Source organism: Bacteroides sp. NSJ-48 (assembly GCF_014287405.1).
GTDB lineage: Bacteria > Bacteroidota > Bacteroidia > Bacteroidales > Bacteroidaceae > Bacteroides > Bacteroides stercoris.
Genome location: NZ_JACOOD010000022.1, coordinates 22,192 through 42,920, shown reverse-complemented (window position 1 = coordinate 42,920; position 20,729 = coordinate 22,192). Strand labels below are relative to the sequence as shown.

Sequence of the window (20,729 nt, the reverse complement as noted above, 5' to 3'; positions counted from 1 at the left end):
ATTGCCTTGACCGGGTTAATATTCTGTTTAAGTTCCTGCCATACCGCCGCTCCCCGTCTCGACTATAAAGCATTGGCACAAGCCTCTGTACGCCTGGGCATGGATATCGGACTGACAGACAACCACAAGCTGTACCTCAATGCCGCCGAGTGGATAGGCACTCCCTACCGTGCCGGTGGCGACAGCAAACATGGAACGGACTGCTCCGGCCTGGTATCCCAACTCTATAAGAAAACCTACCGCATACGCCTGTCGCGCAGCACGGACGGCCAGTTGAAAGAAAGCAACAGGATAGCCCGCCGCAACCTGCGCGAAGGTGACTTGGTATTCTTTGTCACGCAAGAAAGTGGCACATGTAGGCATCTACCTGAAAGACGGCAAGTTCGTTCATGCCAGTACCGGACAAGGAGTCATCGTGAGCAGCCTCAAGGAAGATTACTATACAAAGCACTGGCTCTGCGGCGGAAGAGTGAAATAAGACTCCATCCAACATTAAAAAGAGGGTATGCCTAAAGGAAAATTCACTTATTATTTGTTTCCTTTAGGCACGGATTACACGGATTTCACAGAAGAAGAATAAAGTAAATCTGTGAAATCCGGTTATGTATCATCCGATTCGTCAACGTAACACAAACCGCAACTTTCCGCCCTCTACCAGCTCTTGGTGGCTGATTCGGAAACGTGACAGTCTCTTTCCTCCTAACTCCATTTCACGGATATAAAGCGAATCGTCCGAAGGACGCTCCGTCTCTATCACCAACTGCCCACGTCCCCACACTTCGGCATCAAGACGGATGGTCACTTTGTCGAACACCGGTGTGGAAAGCGTGTAAGACGGTTCGCCCGGACAATCCGGATAGAAGCCCATCATATTGAAGATGGCCCATGCAGACATCGTTCCGGTATCATCATTGCCGGGAATGCCATCGGGGGCATTCTTGAAATACTTCTGCAAAAGACGGTGTAACTCCTTCTGGGTACGCCACTCCTCTCCCTTGAAATAAGAGAACAGATGCGCATAAGCGATGTCCGGCTCATTGGCAGGGTCGTAAAGCCCCTCATCGAAAACACGTTGCAGCTTGTCTACGAAAGCCTTCTTCCCGCCCATAAGTTGCGCCAGCCCCTTTACATCGTGGGGAACATAGAAAGTATAGTTCCATGCGCACCCCTCATGAAAGCCCGGATTAGGTTCAAAGTTTTCGCCCTGCCTCGGGTCAAACGGAGCATAAAACTCACCGTTCGGCAAAATAGGACGGAATGTGCCGTACTCCTTGCTGTAATAATGCTTATATCCCAAAGAACGGTTATAGAAAAGACGGGCATCCGCCTTGTAGCGGCGTGCTTTTTCCTTCTGTCCTTTCACCTCGGCATCCTTGGCAAGCGCCTCTGCCATGCGCGAAAGAGCGTTATCGGCTATGTAGTACTCCAAAGCATGCGATACGGAGTTGTCGTACTGCTCGCGCAAAGGTACATACCCCAATGAAAGATAGTCGTCATTATCCGGTCGCAGGAGATTTTCCGCTCCCGGCAATACAGCCCCTTTGCGCATCGCCTCATAAGCCAGCTCCACATCGAAGCCGCGCAAACCTTTCAGCCAGGTATCCACAATGACCGGTATAGAAGGGTCGCCCTCCATCGTCAATGTCTCGCGTCCATAGAGTTCCCACTTGGGCAACCAGCCATGCTCACGGTACATGTCGAGCATGGAACGCACCATTTGCAGTTGCCGTTCGGGATATACCAGCGTAAGAAGCTGGTGCACATTACGGTAAGTATCCCAAAGGGAGAATACGGTATACCGGTCGCCCTTTGCCGTAAGAATCCGGTCGCTTTCCATTGCCGGATATTGCCCGTTGACGTCCTGCAAAAGGTTGGGATGTATCAGCGCATGATAAAGCGCTGTATAGAAAACAATCTTCTGCTCGTCCGTCCCGCCTTCCACAATGATACGCGACAAATCGTCGTGCCAGCGTTTACGGCTTTCCGCCAATACCTTGTCGAAGTCCTTGCCGGACTGCTCTTTGTCCAGATTGAGACGGGCATTCTCGATACTGACGAAAGAAACACCCATTTGTACCTCTATCTGCTCGCTCTCCCCGGTATCGAATGTCAGAAAAGCGCCAATATCATCGCCCGCCAGTTCCTTGTGATAACCGGTATACAATTTATACTTGCCGTTGTCCGGATCCCATTCGGCCTCCACGCCTGTCATGGAACGCTGTTTTTTCCAATAACCGGTTTTGAGGGGAGTTTTGTTGACACGCATCACGAAGTAAACAGGAAATACCGCCTGCGGATTGTAGCAGAAAGTACCGAGCAACTTCATCCCCTCAAATTCACACTCTCCGGTTTGCCGCAGGAAAGCTCCGGTTTCATTGGTCAGTCCCTCTCCCAAGTTCAGCAGAATATGACTCCGCCCTTTTGGAAAAGTGAAGCGCGCCACACCGGTGCGCGGCGTGGCAGTCACTTCGGTCTTTACATTATAACGGGTAAGGAAATTAGTGTAATACCCCGGAGAGGCCTGTTCGTCTTCATAACGGCTGCCATACTCCTTGTAGTCTACGGAAAGCTCGCCCGTAGTGGGCATCAGCAGCAACGAACCAAGTTCGGGACATCCCACTCCACTGAGATTAACATGCGAATACCCGGTAAAGAAGCAGTTGTGATACTCATAGGGAGTGGACCACCAACGGGCATCCTTATCGTATTTGTTGTCCGCCGCCCCCATCACGTTGAAAGGAACGACAGACATCATCCCGTTGGGGCATACAGCTCCCGGATGGGTCGTGCCGAAGTTAGTCGTACCGATAAAGGGGTTCACATAGTCTACAGGAGAAAAACTTTTCTCCGCAGCCGGAGACACAGCCAGCAGAACAAAGGCAAATACGCCGGAAAGGAATGCTCGTTTCATGGTTCCCAAAAGTTTATGTACATCAAATGATGCTTGTACGTTTGGTAAATTCTATAATTTCGGGAATATAGCCGAATGCCAGTCCGGTTACGGTATCGGCACAACCGTAGTATATGGCAATCCTGCCCGTTTCATTGTCGTGCAGAGCGGCGCACGGGAAACATACATTAGGAACATCGCCCATACATTCGTACGGTTCGCGCGGAGCAAGCAGATAAGGACCCGAGCGGAACTTTACTTTCCACGGTTCGTCCAAATCGAGCAGAGCAGAACCGAAACTGTAAACATAACCGTTGCAGGAATGCAGCACACCGTGATAAATCAGCAGCCAGCCTTCGGGAGTCTCGACAGGGATAGGACCTGCACCGATTTTGGTGCATTGCCATGCACTTACCTCAAAAGCGGCAGGTGACATCACGTGGCGGTGGCGTCCCCAAAACTCCATATCGGGCGACTCACTGTAGAAAATATCTCCAAAGGGAGTATGCCCATTGTCGCTCGGACGGCTCAACATGGCAAAACGACCGTTTATCTTGCGCGGGAAAAGTACTCCGTTACGGTTGAAAGGAATAAAAGCGTTTTCCAACTGGTGGAACGTCTCGAAATCGAACGTATAGGCCACACCGATAGTAGGACCGTGATAGCCGTTGCACCAGGTAACATAATAGCGGTCTTCGATAAAGCACACGCGCGGGTCGTAGCCATACACCCATGTACCGATTTCCTCATCATCGCATTGGAACTTCAACGGCTCTTCCTTGATGTTCCAGTTTATGGCATCTTTACTGAACCCTACGTGCAGCCGCATGCGACGGTTAGTATCGTCGCAACGGAATACTCCTGCAAACCCGTCGCCGAAAGGTACTACCGCACTGTTGAAAATACTGTTGGAAGTGGGAAGCAAATCACGCGGAATAATGGGATTTGCCACACTGCGCCATAATACGTCCTTGCATCCTGCCGGACGTTCTTCCCAAGGAATAATAATTTTGCTACTCATACTCATTTCATTTTCTATGTAATAACACGAAATTAAATCTATCTATAATTACTTATATAATCTGTCACAGGAACCGGGAATGTACGGAAAGCCGGCATCAATCGAAACCACTATCCGGAACATATCCCGCCAATGTTTTTCCACCGACTATGCGGCCGCTCCGCCTTTTACCTCATCGGCATACGTAAACGGTACGAACCAGGTAATGAGGAATGCCGGAATAGTGGCAAACAGGGTGAAGATGAAGAAATCCTCATACCCCAGAAAATCGCTCACATATCCGCTGATTGTTCCCGGAAGCATCACACCCAGATTCATGATACCGGAAGCGAAAGCATAGTGCGCCATCTGGTGCTTGCCCGGAGCTACCTGTTGCATCATAAACAGCGAAAGCCCCACAAAGCCGAAGCCGTAACCGAAATACTCCAGCACGATGGCACTGCCAATCAGCATGCCGCTCTCCGGCTGATATATCGCTAACAGGGTATATGCCACAAAAGGCAGGTTAAAGATGCAGCACAGGGAGAACAGCGTTTTCCGCAGTCCGCGGTGCGATATGTAATAACCGGCCAGCAAAGAGCCCAGCACAAAGGCGGCAGCTCCGTAAGTGCCGTAATACAACCCTATTTCCTGCTCATTCAGCCCTAAGCCGCCCGCCGAACGTTCCGCCTTCAAGAAAAGGGGAACAATCTTCATGACGAAACCCTCGGCAAGGCGATAGAGAATGATAAAGGCAATATAATACCCTATATGACGTTTCTGAAAGAAATCCCTGATTACGCTCTGCAACTTCTCCAGCGTTTCGCCCGCCGACTTGGTTTCGGCAGCCGCAGCACCGCCCGAAGGCAACATACGCCAATGGTATATTGCCAGCAATATCATCACGGCAGCCATTACCAGCATTACACACATCCAAGCCTGGACAGTTGCTTCATGACGCACTGCATCCGTGGCACCGGGCACTCCACCGAAGTATTTCAGCAGCCACCCAGCCAGCCATACCAAACCGCCGGACGCCACAATCTTGGCGATGTTATAGAAAGCTCCCTGCCAGCCGATGTACTTTGCCTGTTCCTGCTTATTCAGCTCGGACATGTACACGCCGTCCGTTGCCACATCGTGCGTAGCGCCGCTGAAAGCGATAACCGCCAGCAAAAAAATGGAAAGAGCAAAAAAGAACGGAAGATTCAGTGCAAAGGCGACCAGTGCGAACCCCGCTCCCGTAACCAACTGCGTCAGCACCACGAAGAGTTTCTTCGTCTTGAACATCTCGAGAAAAGGACTCCAAAGAAACTTCAACGTCCAGGGAAGCATTATCAGTGAGGTCCACAAAGCGATTTGGGCATCACCCACTCCCAGCCCCTTGAACATAAGTACGGAAACCATGTTCAGCACCACAAAGGGAAGCCCCATGGCGAAATAAACGGTTGGAATCCAAGATATCGGATTATGATAATTCCGGCTCATATATGTTTCGTTGCTATCGGTACTTTCTATTTCCGTAACTCATTATCCGGCATCAGCGGCTCCGCTCCCATAGTCAGCTCCAGCGTACCGCCGTCTACGATGTCTTGATGGTTGAAGAAAGGAGCGGCAAGTTCTTCCCCGTTCAGGATAATCTTCCGGACATACTTATTGTCACGACTGTTATTATGAGCTATAATGGTAAAGGTGTTGCCATTCTGCAAACGGATGGCGGCCTCATCAAACAGCGGACGCCCGATGGAATACACCGGTTTTCCGGGGCAAACCTGGTAAAATCCCATAGCATTAAGCACGTACCATGCCGACATCTGTCCGCAGTCTTCATTGCCGGAAAGGCCATTGGGCTCGTTGAAGTAAAGCGTATGCAGCACACTGTCCACCAACGCCTGTGTCTTGTACGGCTGTCCCACATAGTTATAAAGGTGAGCAATATGGTGGCTCGGCTCGTTACCGTGCGCATACTGTCCTATCAGTCCGGAAATATCTACCGATACCGACTCGCCCTCCAAGGAAGAATCTGCCACGAACAGAGAATCGAGCTTACCGATGAATGCGTCACGGCCACCCATGAGTTCCACCAGACCATCTACATCGTGCGGCACGAACCAAGTCCATTGCCAGGCAGTGCCTTCACAATAATCATCGTTGCGGTGAGTGGAAGCACGAGGATTGAAAGGCGTACGCCAATTGCCCTCGCTGTCGAGCCCGCGCATGAAACGGGTAGACGGATCGAAATATACCTTATAGCCCTCTGCAAAAGCCGCGTACTTAGTCCGGTTCGGTTCATCGCCCATTGCTTCAGCCAACTGTGAGATGCACCAGTCGTCATAAGCATATTCCAAGGCCTTGGCTACCGATTCATTGTCTTTGTCACAGGGAACATAGCCTATTTTATTCTTCCAGTATTTGGCCTGCGGCATCAAATGCAGCAATACACGGGGGTGAGTAATAATGCCCGTCGTATCGTATTCCGCCGTGCGGAGACAGGCACGGTAGGCTTCCTTCACATCAAAATTACGATATCCTTTGGCGTAAGAGTCGGCAATCAGAGAAGCTGCATGGTAACCAATCATCGTTCCCGTATAGTTGCCGGCAAGTTCCCACATCGGGAATACACCGCCTTCTTTCTCTTTCTGGATCAAAGAGCGGATAAAGGCTTCATTCTGTTCAGGATCTATAATTGTCATCAAAGGATGATAAGCACGGAAAGTATCCCACAAGGAGAATATCGTGTACACAGGTTCGTCCACACTGCCCTGATGCGGCTTCAAATCCATACCGAAATAACGTCCGTCGGCATCCGTAAAGAGATTGGGCTGCAAACCGGTGTGATAAAGGGCTGTATAAAACATCGTGCGCTGGTCGGCATTCTGCGTACGGATATCTATTTTGGACAGATAGTCATTCCATGCCTGACGTGCTGCACTCCGCACTCCGTCAAAATCCCATCCGGGTATTTCGGCCTCCACATTCTTACGCGCTCCGTCCATATCGACAGCCGAAACACCCACTTTCACCAATACCTCTTCATTCTGTGCCGTAGGGAACTGCAACAGTACTTTGGCAGTGGGCAAAAGCGGACCGCCTTCTTCCAATGCCACAGAATCCGTCACCAATGTATAGGTAAACGGCTTGGAGAACTTGGCATAGAAGTTGATATACTGGTCGAATGCCCAATATACCGTTTTTTTATGTCCGCGGATTTCGGTATCACTGATTACTTCTATTTTCATTTCCTCATTTGTCTGACGCTCGATACTGTAATCAAAGTCCAGAATGAAACCGGCATCTTCGGCTTCCGGAAAGGTATAACGGTGAATGGCGGCACGCTTTGTCGCAGTGAGTTCCGCCTTTACGTTATAGCGTTCCAGCAAGACGGAATAATATCCGGGTTGCGCCACTTCATTATCGTGCGAGAAAGCCGAACAGTACGCCATTTGCTGACTCTTCGCCCCCATCGGATGATACTCCTGTTTCCCAACAGTAGGCATCAGCAGTACATCACCGTAGTCCGCACATCCTGTTCCGCTGACATGGGTATGCGAGAAACCGTTGATGGTAGTATCCTCGTAATAGTATCCGGAACAAGCGTCCCATTCGTAGATGCGTGTATCGGGACTGGGTTGAATCATCCCGTTCGGAACAACCGCACCCGGATATGTATGTCCATGTCCGCCTGTCCCAATAAAGGGATTTACATAAGAGGCATAGTCCTGCTCTGCCTGCGTACAGCTAAAGACAGTACCCAGCAACAGGAGTCCGCCCAGCAATATGGAATTAGATTTCAAGTTTGTTTTCATATTCTTTGGTATTACATTAGGATTATCAAATCGGCATAAAGCTGACAGCCTGTCCCCCACCTTTTGCCATGACAATGGTCAGGGTATCATCGGACGTCACCTGTTTCTCTATGATTTCGTAAGATTCCGGATTGGTCTCCCAATCGGCATCTTTTCCGTCGGCATAGATAACGGCTGCATAAGTTTTTCCTTTTTCCAGAAAATCCAGTTTCACATCTATGCTGCGCGCCTCTTCATCGGTTGCCGCCCCCAGAAAATATTTATCTTTTGCCTTACGTACTATTGCCACGTATTCACCCGGTTCGCCGGCAAGCGCCTCCGACCAGTCACAGTCTGCATCAAAATCACGGAAGAAACGGAAAGCGGGATGGCCTTCATAGTTTTCAATCATGTCGGCAGCCATCTGCAAAGGAGAGTAAAGTATCACCCAATTGGCTATCTGCTTGGCAAGCGTGGTATTGATACGGCAGTCCTTACTGTCTTTCATATTCCACTTTTTCCGGTCGGGATTGTTTTTGGCACGCTTGTACAGCACATCAAAGATACCCGGCGTATAGTCCATCGGACCACCCAGCAAACGGGTAAACGGCAACATCACATGATGTTCCGGCGGATTACCTTCGCTCCAGGCATTCCACTCCATGCCGCGGGCGCCTTCGCGGGTCATCATGTTGGGATAGGTACGACGTATACCGGTATCCTTTATCGGCTCATGCACATCGAGGGTAGTACGATACTTGGCAGCCGTTTTCACGACATTGCGATAATGCCGCACATTGAACTGTCCGTGGTGGTTGTGACCGTTGGGAAGACCACCGGCATACCCGGTCTTTACGCTATGGATACCCAAATCGGCATACCATTCATAAGCCTTATCCAACTGATTTTCGTAATTACAGATATTTCCTCCCGTTTCATGATGACCGATAATCTCAACACCCTTCTTCCGGGCATAGGCTGCTATCTCCTTTATATCGAAATCGGCATACGGTTTGGTATAATCGAAGTTCTGCGTTCCGCCCCAGTTCTCCCAACCTTCATTCCAGCCTTCGAACATAACGGCTTCGATGTTGTTGGCTGCGGCAAAATCAATATAACGTTTTGCATTTTCGGTAGTGGCGCCGTGGCGGTCGTTTATCACCCAGCTCTCCACACCCAGATGCATGCCCCACCATATACCTACATACTTCATCGGGCGAATCCAGTCGGTAGACTCCAAAACGCAGGGTTCGTTTAAGTTCAGGATAAGTGCTGAATTTATCAATCCCACAGCTTTCGAAGCTATCTGTACAGTGCGCCAGGGCGTATTGAAACTGCCGCCTTCTATCTTAGCCTTAATGCCGTCGGGCCATGGAGCCAACTCGGATTTGAATCCGCAGCCTCCGGTATTTTGCAAAGTCATTTCAGGAAAGTCCGTCAATGCGGCTTCGTGAATACTGGCGTAAGTCTTACCTACCTTAAAGGTCATCGGAGTGTTTGCGTTATCAGTCTTGCTCAGCGGCTGTGTACGATATAACAGCTCATATGTTTCGTAGTTGGCAGGAATAGACCAGGAAATTCCATCCTGCGCCATATTGAAAGAGGTAAGTTCGTCCGTAACAAAGATGCTGTCTACTCCGGCAACTTCATACTCGTACCGGAAACCGACTCCGTCGTCAAATACCCGAAAACGAAGGGTCAGTTTCGTATCCGCCTCATCAGACAGACAAACCGCCATTTCATTATAATGGTTACGGATACTCTTATTCTCTCCCCAAGGTTGTGTCCATGTCTCGTCCGCAGCGGAAAACTCCGTACCGACAACTTTCATACCTTCCGAAAGATTCACACCCTTTCCGGCAAGGAATCCCAAAGCAGAAGGGGTTACAAAAGCCGTATCATCCACATCTATCCGATACGTCATGCGGTTGTGGTCATCCAATGCGAACTGAAGGCGGATATGACCATCAGGCGAAACGACTTCTGTCGGTTTGGGAGTGCACCCGCATATTACAAACAGCAGACTGACAGTCCATAATATTGTTTTCATGTTTTTCCGGTATTTTTTTTACTGTGTAATGGTACAAAAACATGCAGCTACCTACGCTTTTCCTTAGAAAACGAATACGGATAATCTTCCGCACGGACACCTCGCTGCAGATTGGGCTTATCGCCCATTTCGAATTTCAGCGTACCGCCTTTCAGCAAGTCTCCGTGGCGCAGGTAGTTTTTGGTATATTCATTTCCGTCGACCTGAAGAGACTGTATATAGACATTCTGCGCACTGTTGTTTCCGGCATCGATCGTCAGCGAGTTTCCGTTTTCAAAATGCAGAACGGCTTTCTTGAACAAGGGAGCGCCCAATACATATTCGTCCGTACCCGGACAAACCGGATAGAAGCCTAATGCGGAGAATACATACCATGCCGAAGTCTGCCCGTTGTCTTCATCCCCGCAATAACCGTCCGGACCGGGTGTGTACATGCGGTTCATCACCTGACGCAGCCAATATTGCGCTTTCCAGGGTTGTCCGATGTAGTTATAGAGATAAATCATGTGCTGTATAGGCTGGTTGCCATGTGCGTAATTGCCCATATTCATTACAGTCATTTCGCGTATTTCATGGATGACTTGTCCGTAGTAGCTATCATCGAATACAGGCGGAACAATGAATACGGAATCGAGCATATTGGCAAATACCTTTTCGCCCCCCATCAGATCGACCAATCCTTGCGGGTCGTGGAATACCGACCAGGAGTAGTGCCAACTGTTTCCTTCGGTAAAGGCATCCCCCCACTTCAACGGTGAGAACGGTGTCTGGAACTTACCGTCTTTATTACGCCCGCGCATCAACAGACTTTCCTTATCGAAAATATTACGGTAGTTCATGGCACGCTTTGCAAACAACTCCTGCTCCTTTTTCGGACGGTTCAAAGCTTTGGCAAGCTTATAGATGCACCAGTCGTCATAAGCATATTCCAGCGTACGGGCGGCATTCTCGTTAATCTTCACATCATAAGGAACATATCCCAACTTGTTGTAATATTCATAGCCCAAACGTCCGGTAGATGATATTTCCGGATGTACATGCTCCGTCCCGTAAAGCAACCCTTCATACATAGTCTTTACATCTTCTACCTTAACACCCTTCAAATAGGCATCGACCAAAACGGAAGCCGAATTATTGCCGATCATGCAGCCACGGTGTCCCGGACTCGCCCATTCGGGAAAGAAACCACTTTCCTTGTAAGCATTGACAAGTCCCTCCTGAATTTCCCTGTTTACCGACGGATACATCAGATTAAGGAAAGGAAACAGACAACGGAATGTATCCCAGAAACCCGTATCGGTGTACATATAGCCGGGAAGCACTTCCCCATTATAGGGGCTGTAGTGAATGGGAGCACCCTGCTTGTCCAACTCGTAAAAAGCACGTGGGAAAAGCAGCGAGCGGTACAGGCAGGAATAGAAAGTGCGGTATTGGTCGAGGTTTCCGCCCTCCACTTCAATCTTGCCCAACACATTGTTCCAAGCATCACGTCCTTTCTGCACCAGCGTGTCAAAACTGTCCGCACCCAATTCGAGCAAGTTCCGCTCAGCCTGTTCGTAGCTGACAAAAGAAGAAGCAACACGGGCATGCACAATCTCGCCTTTCTTCGTCTTAAATCCGATAATCGCACCTGCATGGGCAGCTTGCTGCTCTTTCTGCGATTCCTGAATTACACTGTCTTTAACAGAAGCGGTATATGTAAAAGGTTTGTCGAACTCTACAATAAAGTAGTTTCTGAAATTCTGCGGTACACCGCCGCTGTTACGGGTGGAATATCCGATGATCCGGTTCTTTTCCGGTACAATCCTGATATAGGAACCGCGGTCGAAAGCATCTACCACGACATAGGAATGTTCATTTTCCGGAAATGTGAAACGGAACAGCACGGCACGTTCGGTAGGAGTAAACTCCGTCACCACATCGTGCTCCGCCAGATATACCTTATAATAATGCGGCAACGCAACCTCACCTTTATGCGAGAACCAGCTTGCACGTTTGTCCTCATCGAAAACAGGTTGCCCGGTAACAGGCATAATGGAGAATTGCCCGTAATCGTTTATCCATGGACTGGGCTGGTGCGTCTGCTTGAAGCCTCGGATTTTATTGGCCGTATAGACATATTGCCAGCCATCCCCCATTTTTCCGGTTTGCGGTGTCCAAAAATTCATTCCCCACGGACGCGCAATGGCGGGATAGGTGTTTCCGGTAGAAAGCTCGAATGTGGACTGAGTGCCCACCAAAGGATTTACATACTGTACCCAATCCTTAGCCTTTATGCTCGTAAAACAGCATAAAAAGGCAAATGCCAATAAAAGTTTTTTCATAATATTTGAATTTCAGATTATCAATAAACAAAACAAGCCTGTTCTATTTGGATTTGGAAGAAGATATAAAAACGTTTTCGCCTATTACCTTGTATTTGATACCGATGGAATTCTTTATCAAATCCAATGTGGCAGCTACGTTTTCTTTCTTCTTCAACGGTCCGGAATATGTTCTTTCAATGTCCACATCCGGTGCTATAATGATTTTCACGTTATAGGCTCTCTCCAAAATCTTGCAAAGCGTACGTATGTCCGTCTGATTTAAATCGAATGCCGTATCATGCCAGCCCTCTATACCCGGTTCTGCAGGTTTCACCGTCAGTCGTCGGGTCATTCCGTCCAATTCGGCCTGTTGCCCCGGCGAAAGCACTATCATGCCTTCACCATGATTGCCCTTTACTTCTACCTCACCTTTCAATAAGGTGGCTACCGCCCTTTGTCCGTTTTCCCCGGACTTCAAATTAAAGGTTGTTCCCAATACCCTCACTTGCATGGCATGGCTTTGTACGATAAATGGCTTGGCTGTATTTCTCTTCACATCAAAGAAACCTTCTCCGTTCAGATACACATGTCTCTCGCCACCTTCAAAATTACGGGGATACTGCAAAATCGTGTTTTTATTCAACCATACTTTGGTTCCATCCGGAAGCATCAGCTCCTTTATGGTTTCATTGGCCGTAACAGTGACCAAAGATTCGGAACTACGGCTACCCGCCTGATAGAACCAGTAGCCCATACCTCCTATAAAAAAAGCACCGACTGCAATAGCTGCATATTGCATCCACCGGTGAAACAGTGTACGCTTCAACTTACGCTTCCGCTCCTCTCCGAGCCTTTGCGACAATTGTTTTTCAGCCTTCGCAAGGAGTGCTTCCTCAGAAGCCGCATCGGATTTTCCCAAATGGTACAGTTCCTCTAATGTAAATAATTCATGAGCATTCTCTTCCGACTCCTCCAACCAGACATTCAACGAGCGAAGTTCCTCTTCCGAACATTCACCCGCTAAAAACTTTACTATTATTTTTTCATCCAATTTGCCCATTTTCCTGTTCATGTTACAATATTAGAACAATCCTATCTTTAAAAACACTTACTAATCCGACCGATAATTAAAGAGAAAATGCCTATTTGCACATCGGAGTGGCAACCTTTCGGTTACCACCCGGTACGTTCATACTGCTTTCCGCTCCACTCTACTTCATCGTCGTACAACAATCGGGATATACGGCTGAATTCTTTTTCATACGAACGTTCGTTGTTCAAATCGTAAACAGCAAAATAGCCCCAACCGTTCTGACGGATGTTTTTCAAGCAGTCATCATCTATCTTTACATCTCCTCTGGCTGTAGTAACTTCAATAGCATACGGGCATTGTTTGGCTATGCTTACCGTATCGGCAGGAATGGCCTTCCACTTACCGTAATATCCGTAAATGGAATAGTCAATCAATTCATCCACTGTTTTTCCTTCTACCGTACCGACCGGATAGTCGTATCCCGCATACCAGTAAATTCCTATTGTCTTGTCCGGCATTAACTTACGGCTTTCATATACCAAATCGGCATAACGTTGCGAAGTACATTCTTCAATGCTTGGCGCTACTGCATCCGAAGGAATATAGGGCTCCACAGCCTGGTCGGTGGCATAGGTGGAATACTCATCATCAAAGTCTATGCCGTCAAATCCATAAATATCGATATACGCTTTCAAATCCTTTGCAAAGGCGCGGGCGGCATCTTTCGAAAGACTACGCATACCGGCAGCAGTGTGGTCTCCCAAGATGGAGAGATGAACTCTTATGCCTTTTGCCTGTAACGGGCGTACAGTCTGCTCGATATTATCAAGTACAAATCTGGTTTGCTCGTTACAAGAAACATAAGGAACATCATCCGCGCTCAAACGAATATTGGCTGCAAATACACTGGCTATGTCAAAGAAAGGAGACTTATCGCTCTTCATCGTGTACTCACCCGCATTCAACATACTTTCACGATTGACTTCCACATAACATAAATTCTTTACCTTGCGTCCCGCATTGACTTCCGGCATGGCTGCAAGCGGTTTTACCAAATAAATAAAGGCCTTGTTGTCCGTATGTTTTTCCGTTCCCGCAGTAGCTACCGCCGATACAGCCACAGCATAGGTAGCCCCTTCCGTTCCACCCGGCAGTATATCCAGTGCAAGTGTGGCAGACTTACTTTTACCGGCTTCAACAACCACGTTGCCATTGTTTTCCAGTAGCAGCTTGTCTGCCGGATACATCGTATACCCCGTACCATTCAGCTGGTTATAAGCATCCAATATCCTGGAATCCAGTTTGAAAGTAACGGCAACCTCCTGTTCTGCCGGTTCACTCAATTCAAAAAACAAATGTCCCGTAGCTTTTTTATCTCCTCTGAGCGCAATGGGAGTCAACATTTTGGCACCGGCGGCAGACTTCACTTCCCCGAAAATCGCTCCGGGATTTTCCGTAGTCTGTTTTCTGCCATTACCTGCTTCGGAGCAACCGGAATTCAATATCATTGATGACAGCATTAAAACACCTGCCGATATAAGCGTTCCTATTTTCATATATCTCATATATTATTATTCATTTAGATTAAAAACAAAAACTAACCTAAGAGAGATATCCGCAATCATACTTAGGTTAGTTTTCCATATAGGAAAACGGCAATGCACCGTTTTCCTATCATAACTTAAAACGGATTATCTGAAGTTATCCGGTGTTTTCCATTTACCGGTTTCATCCATCGTATCTGCCACATCCCACCATACTTTAGTTCCTTGCGTATAAGCAGGCTTGTTCGGATTTCTGGATTCACTGTTCGGATAGCTTACACGCTTAATCAGTTTGGTATTCTCCACCTCACCGCTTGAGTTGTTGCCATAACGCGGCAGCAACAAATAACGGGGATAATCTGTGCGGCGAACCTCAGCCCAACCTTCGTTACCATTAGGATAGACAGCCAGCCACTTTTGTGTAATGATTTGTTCCAGTTGTTCTTCTCTTGAACCACCTGCTCCGAAAGCCTCTTTACCTTTCAAATGGTTGATATATTCGTCTGCTTTATCTGAAGCAATACCATAATAGTCCATAGAAGCACGTACACCTTCTTCATACAATCTTCCGGCAACCGCAGCTCCTGTTTCATTGCCCCAACCACGCAATGCAGCCTCAGCTTTCAGGAAAAGAGATTCAGAGTAACCGAGCCAAACAATTTCACGAGCCTGATTCCACCAACAATCGGGAAGCATTTCATCGCTCTTCAGATTAGTCTTCATAGGTGAATACTTCACTGTGTACTTAGAACCGACTTCTTTTGCCCCATTTCTGTATCCGCCGTATTCAGCATTGGGGTCCTCTGCTTTATAATCGTCCTTGATTCCCGGATCATAGGGTGAAGGACGGAAGAACAGTACCTTGCAACGGGGATCCAAATAGCAATTCGCTTCTTTTTCATTATACTTGGTAGCGTCCAATCCAAAGATAGTACCTTCCTCATCTGCATTTCGGGCAACCTTTTCAACAAAGCCACTGCCATTGGTATCTACACCCTCTTTAAGAGCCTGATTTTTATAAGCCCACTCCATCTCTTTCGGTAAAACGCAACTTGCCCCCCAGCTGAACATCAATGCAAAGATATTCTCATTGCCACCGGTTATCCACTGACGTTTAGGAATCAGTTTCATATTATCTTCCTGGCCTTTCATCAAGCCCGAAGGATCTGACAAAGCTTTTTCTCCTTGTTCCCGAGCGACTTCCGGAGCAACATTGCTTACACGTAAAGCCAGACGTAAGCGCAAGGTATTGGCGAAGCGAATCCACGGCTCTACCTTACCTCCATAGATGCGGTCATCCTCGGCACTGAAAGAGTACTGCTCTACAGTAGGTGGATTATGCAATTCCGTAATGGCTTGGTCAAGCAATTTAAAGATAATGTCATACACTTCTTTCTGCGGAGTATAAGTAACATTTTCCGTAGGCGGCATCGCACCTTTCACATAATACTGGATAGGAATATCACCATACGTATCGGTTTGTGCCGAAAGCAGGAAAGCGTAATAGATACGGGTTATATAGAACGCATTGTGATAATACTCCTTGTTGCAGAACCAGAAAGTCTTGATAAGCTGGCTGTACTCGGCAATCGTACGGTCGTCATAAAAATGCTTCCAACGGGCAGCAGACCAGCCGTCATTATAAGCATACGCCGGTGAATTGTTCAAGAAACCGTTCGAGCCATTATATGCCGCATAGACATCATGAGTCAGATTGGTAGCAGTCTGGTAATCGTTATACAGACCTTCATAAGTAAAGTTGAAGAAAATAGAGCCTAATGCACTTTCCGTAGCCTTCAAACTTTCCAAAGCGCTCTCCGAAATGGTATAATCAATATCAATACCCTCCGGACCGCAATCCATAACCGACGGGTCATAGATAGGTGCATTCGGATTGGTATTCATTTCTTCAAAATCATGGCATCCGGCCAATGCCAGCAATGAGCAGAGAGCAACGGATTTATATAAATTAAGTTTCATATAATTTTAATATTTGAGTTTTTAAGTTTCCTACTGCATTATCAAGTTTAAAAACCTAAGCTGACAGACAGACCGAATGTACGGGTATAAGGCAGCGCCGCATAGTCGATGGCCTGTGAGAACATGGTTGTATCATAACCGCCCTCCGGACTTGTACCCGGTGTATGTTTCAGCAGGTAACAAAGGTTACGTGCCACGAATGATACGCTGAGCGACTGAATCGGAGTCTTTTTCAACAGTTTAGTCGGGAAATTGTAACCGATTGACAACTCTTTCAATTTGATGAACGAAGCATCGTACAAGAAATCTTCCGCCAGCAACGCGCCATAATACTGGCTTGCCGTAATCTTGGTAGTATTGGGTTGCCCGCTTTCGGTTACACCGGGGAACACCATCATATAATTATCCTTCTCACCGCGATTCTCGGTACGCTTTGCCAAACCGTTACCTGCTGCCACCATCTCGGAATAAGAAAGGATGTCGCCACCGAATTTCATATCGAACATTGCCGACAAGGTAATTCCCTTATAAGTAAAGGTAGGCGATACGGACATAGTCAAATCAGGCTGAATATTGCCGATAGGATTGTTTACGCGTTCCTTCTCATCGTTGATTGTCTGGGGCAAACCGTTCTCACCGATAATGATATTACCGCTGTCATCGCGTTTGTACAGTTTCTGAGCATAGATTTCACCCAGTTTTTCTCCGGCACGTGCACCTACGTTAACGGGGAAGTTGTTGTCACCGTTAAAGAACAGGTAGTTCACATTAGCATCCGGTGCCAATTCTTTCACCTTAGATACGTTATGAGCAATGTTCACATTCAAATCGAACGTAAAGTCTTTGGTATCCACAATTGTAGAATAAAGCATCAACTCCACACCCTGATTGGTAATCAAACCGGCATTTACCCATTGTCCGCCACTCCAGGGAGCCGCTGCGGGCACTTTCATAATCTGGTTCTTAGTCTTGCTATAATAGTAAGTGAAGTCAAAGCCCAAACGGTTATTAAAGAATTTCATATCAAGACCAGCCTCGTAAGAGGTAGCGATTTCCGGTTTCAGATTGTCATTCATCTTTACATTGCTCTTATCCGGAACCAGAATACCGTTGTCGAACTTATAACCATAGGTATTTATCAACTGATAGGGTTCCGTATCCTTACCCACCTGAGCTGCGGAAAGACGCAACTTGGCAAAAGTAACCCACGACGGCAACGGCTTGTCGATGCTCTTCATAAAGTCGGAGATAACAAAACTCAAGTTGGCACTGGGATAGAAGAACGAGTTGTTTGCCTTTGGCAAAGTAGACGACCAGTCGTTACGGGCCGTAACATCGAGTGACAGATATTCCTTCCATGACATCTGTACCGAACCGAACACGGAATTCATGGCACGTTCACGCTTTTCATTAGCAGCGGAACGAAGCAGATTGGAAGCATTGAACATCCACAATCCTTTAGTGTGCATATTACCCACACCGGCAGTAAGGTTCTCGAATTTCTGATACATGAAGTTGGCGCCGGCAGTAAAGCCCAGACGGAAGTTATCAGTCAACTGGCGATCGCCCATCAATACAACTTCGGCATTGCTTTCAAAGAAGTTCTCTTCACCGCGATCCATCTTGTCATCCTTAATCTGGCTGGGGAAAGATTCTCCGCTGATACCGTCACCGCCATTGGTATTCTCCACACGGGTACGATAGTAGTCGAACGCATATTTGGCTGAAAGATGCAACCAATCGGTAAAGTTGATTTTAGCTCCATAGTAACCGAAGGCACGCCAGCGCTCATCGCTGTTGTGACGTTGGTTCAGTACATAATAAGGGTTACGGATGCCGGCTGTAGGGCCATACCAGTTGCTGTGTACACGGTCCTCCGTAGAATATTGTTTCAAATCGTCCAGGCGGACATTATGAGGAATACCCATCAACTGATTGATTGCACCGTAGTTACCATATTGCGGACGGTCTGTTGCCTTCGTGCGGCTCAAAGAGATTTTACCATCCATAGACATCCACTTATTCAGTTCCGTACCGGCATTAAGGTCGATATTCACACGGTTCAGTTTTTCATTGGGGAATACGCCCTTGCTATCCGAAATACCGACAGAAGCACGATAATGAGAAGTTTCCGTACCGTTGCTCACAGATACGTTGTGATTTTGAGAGAAACCGGTATCAAAGTAATCCTCCAGTTTATTGCCATACTTGGAGTAAGCGTATGTCTCACCGTTCCAAGCCTTTTGCTGGCTGCCGTCAAGAACAGGTCCCCAGCTGCCCGATGCCGATGTAGTATATTCAGCACCGCCATTCGCGCCAATTTGTCCCTGACCGTAACGGGTTTGCTGTTCCAGCGTTTCCGCTACACTGCTCCAGGTGAAATTACCGCTATAACGCACACCGAAACCTGCTTTTTTTGAACCTTTCTTGGTTGTTACAAGGATAACACCGTTACCGGCACGCGATCCGTAAAGAGCAGCCGCATTAGGCCCTTTCAACACGGAAATACTTTCAATGTCGTCCGGATTAATGTCGAGTGCTGTGCCACCACGGTCTACACCTTCATAGAAAGAAGCATCGCTGTTGTTGTTATCGCTGAACGGCACACCGTCTACAATCCACAACGGCTGGTTGTTGTCGCTCAAGGAAGAGTTACCGCGAATGGTGATTTTGGTAGAACCGCCCAAACCGGTTGCCGAGGCGTTCATCTGAAGACCTGCCACCTTACCTTGCAGTGCGCTGGTTACCGACGGGTCGCCTGTTTTATTCAGTTCATCGCTCTTCAGTTCCTGAACCGCATAACCCAGCATCTTCTTCTCGCGCTTGATACCGAAGGCAGTAACCACAACCTCCTGCAATAACTGCGAGTCGTCTTTCATCGTTACATTAATGGCGGCTTGTCCGTTTACATCAATGTCTACCGCCTCATAGCCAATGTAAGAGAAACGCAATTTGGCCGACGGAACCGAAACATTCAACGTATAATTACCGTCAATATCCGTAATCGTACCGTTGGAAGTCCCCACTTCCTGAATACTTACGCCAATCAGCGGTTCGCCTGTAGTATCTTTAACGGTTCCCGTAACTTTGTGAGTTGCCTGCTGGGCTACCTGGGCAACTGCCGTCCTCGTTTCTTTTTTAGAAAGATACACCACGCCGTCTTCGATACGATAGCTGACACCCTTTCCCTCGAGCGCCTTGTCCAAAACGGTTTCCAACGAAGCATTCTTCAAATTCACTGCATGTACAGGAATGGAAGCCAGATTGTCATCATAAAAAAATTGGTACTTGGACTGCGCCTTGATCTGCTTTATCATAGTCCCTAAACGGGCATTTGACAAAGCAACATTCAGCTGAGCTGCCGCAATCTGAGAAGAGGTTGCAAACATGGCAAAAATAAGAAATGCACGGAGCAATTTCTGAAAATTGCACAAATACTTGTTTTTCATACTTGTCTCTTTTAAGATTAAACTAATTACTTTATATTAGATTTTTTCACTACGATAATATAACAACCACACCTATGGAAAACACTTACGCGAACAAACACTTTTTTTCAACAAAAAATATTTATCTTACAATCAAAACCTTACAACTATTTGTTCCGGATATAACCTTCCAGCCGGCTGCGCAAAAATTTCAATGCCTTATACATATGAGCCTCTACCGTACGGAGCGATACATCCATCGCTTCGGCAATATCCTTATTCTTCATATTGTGCAAGTAGCTGAGCTTAAATACCAGCTTGCATTTTTCCGGCAATTCGTCGATGGCGCTGACGATATGCTTCCTTAATTCCCGGTCTTCTATCCGTTTCAGCACATCGTTGTCATCCGGCTGGTAAAACAGGGCACGCTTATTGTACACTTCCTGCATGGCTGCCTCATAGCTGTTCTTGATGTCGCGATGTTTCAACACATTCAGTGCACGGGTATAAACCGCCCGGTACAGAAAAGCCTGTATCTGCTCGCCCACTGTCACACTGTCTCTTCTGTGCCAGAGCTCCACAAACACTTCCTGCACCACATCTTCGGCATCTTCCTCCCCTACCATGCGCGTTGCATAAAACAACAGATTCGCATAGTATTTCCGGAACAGTTGCCTGTACACTATGTCAAACTCATCTTCCATATATTATTT

Annotated in this window: 11 protein-coding genes and 1 pseudogene; 1 reads left to right on the top strand and 11 read right to left on the bottom strand. The window is 47.5% G+C overall.

Going from position 1 to position 20,729, the window contains the following annotated elements:
* The first annotated feature begins 99 nt into the window (after positions 1–99).
* Positions 100–478 (top strand): annotated as a pseudogene (locus H8S52_RS11645) (C40 family peptidase).
* Between the two features lie 141 nt (positions 479–619).
* Here H8S52_RS11645 and H8S52_RS11640 read toward each other — a convergent pair.
* The 11 genes from H8S52_RS11640 to H8S52_RS11590 form a co-directional block, all read right to left on the bottom strand.
* The gene (locus tag H8S52_RS11640) at positions 620–2,911 is read right to left on the bottom strand and encodes a GH92 family glycosyl hydrolase (RefSeq protein ID WP_186909876.1); all 2,292 of its coding nucleotides are present in this window, start codon (positions 2,909–2,911) and stop codon (positions 620–622) included.
* A gap of 22 nt (positions 2,912–2,933) precedes the next feature.
* On the bottom strand, positions 2,934–3,917 hold the full coding sequence (locus tag H8S52_RS11635) for a glycoside hydrolase family 130 protein (RefSeq protein WP_370527584.1): 984 nt from the start codon (positions 3,915–3,917) through the stop codon (positions 2,934–2,936).
* A gap of 141 nt (positions 3,918–4,058) precedes the next feature.
* A complete protein-coding gene (locus tag H8S52_RS11630) occupies positions 4,059–5,378 on the bottom strand; it encodes an MFS transporter (RefSeq protein ID WP_186909874.1) in 1,320 nt (439 codons plus the stop codon).
* A gap of 26 nt (positions 5,379–5,404) precedes the next feature.
* Positions 5,405–7,696 (bottom strand): GH92 family glycosyl hydrolase, encoded by a 2,292-nt coding sequence (locus H8S52_RS11625; protein WP_186909873.1) that lies wholly within the window; start codon positions 7,694–7,696, stop codon positions 5,405–5,407.
* A gap of 25 nt (positions 7,697–7,721) precedes the next feature.
* A complete protein-coding gene (locus H8S52_RS11620) occupies positions 7,722–9,725 on the bottom strand; it encodes a glycoside hydrolase family 97 protein (protein ID WP_186909872.1) in 2,004 nt (667 codons plus the stop codon).
* Positions 9,726–9,772: 47 nt separating this feature from the next.
* A complete protein-coding gene (locus H8S52_RS11615; RefSeq protein WP_186909871.1) occupies positions 9,773–12,049 on the bottom strand; it encodes a GH92 family glycosyl hydrolase in 2,277 nt (758 codons plus the stop codon).
* Between the two features lie 43 nt (positions 12,050–12,092).
* Positions 12,093–13,103 carry a FecR family protein gene (locus H8S52_RS11610; RefSeq protein ID WP_224200111.1) on the bottom strand — a complete coding sequence of 337 codons (1,011 nt, stop codon included), beginning with the start codon at positions 13,101–13,103 and terminating at the stop codon, positions 12,093–12,095.
* 101 nt (positions 13,104–13,204) lie between these two features.
* The gene (locus H8S52_RS11605; RefSeq protein ID WP_186909870.1) at positions 13,205–14,629 is read right to left on the bottom strand and encodes a BT_3987 domain-containing protein; all 1,425 of its coding nucleotides are present in this window, start codon (positions 14,627–14,629) and stop codon (positions 13,205–13,207) included.
* A gap of 126 nt (positions 14,630–14,755) precedes the next feature.
* The gene (locus H8S52_RS11600) at positions 14,756–16,588 is read right to left on the bottom strand and encodes a SusD/RagB family nutrient-binding outer membrane lipoprotein (RefSeq protein ID WP_186909869.1); all 1,833 of its coding nucleotides are present in this window, start codon (positions 16,586–16,588) and stop codon (positions 14,756–14,758) included.
* Between the two features lie 47 nt (positions 16,589–16,635).
* Positions 16,636–20,037: a SusC/RagA family TonB-linked outer membrane protein gene (locus H8S52_RS11595; RefSeq protein ID WP_186909868.1), complete on the bottom strand. Its 3,402-nt coding sequence runs from the start codon at positions 20,035–20,037 to the stop codon at positions 16,636–16,638.
* A 146-nt stretch (positions 20,038–20,183) separates the two neighbouring features.
* Positions 20,184–20,720, bottom strand: a complete 537-nt coding sequence (locus tag H8S52_RS11590; RefSeq protein ID WP_117906592.1) for an RNA polymerase sigma-70 factor — start codon at positions 20,718–20,720, stop codon at positions 20,184–20,186.
* Positions 20,721–20,729 lie beyond the last annotated feature (9 nt).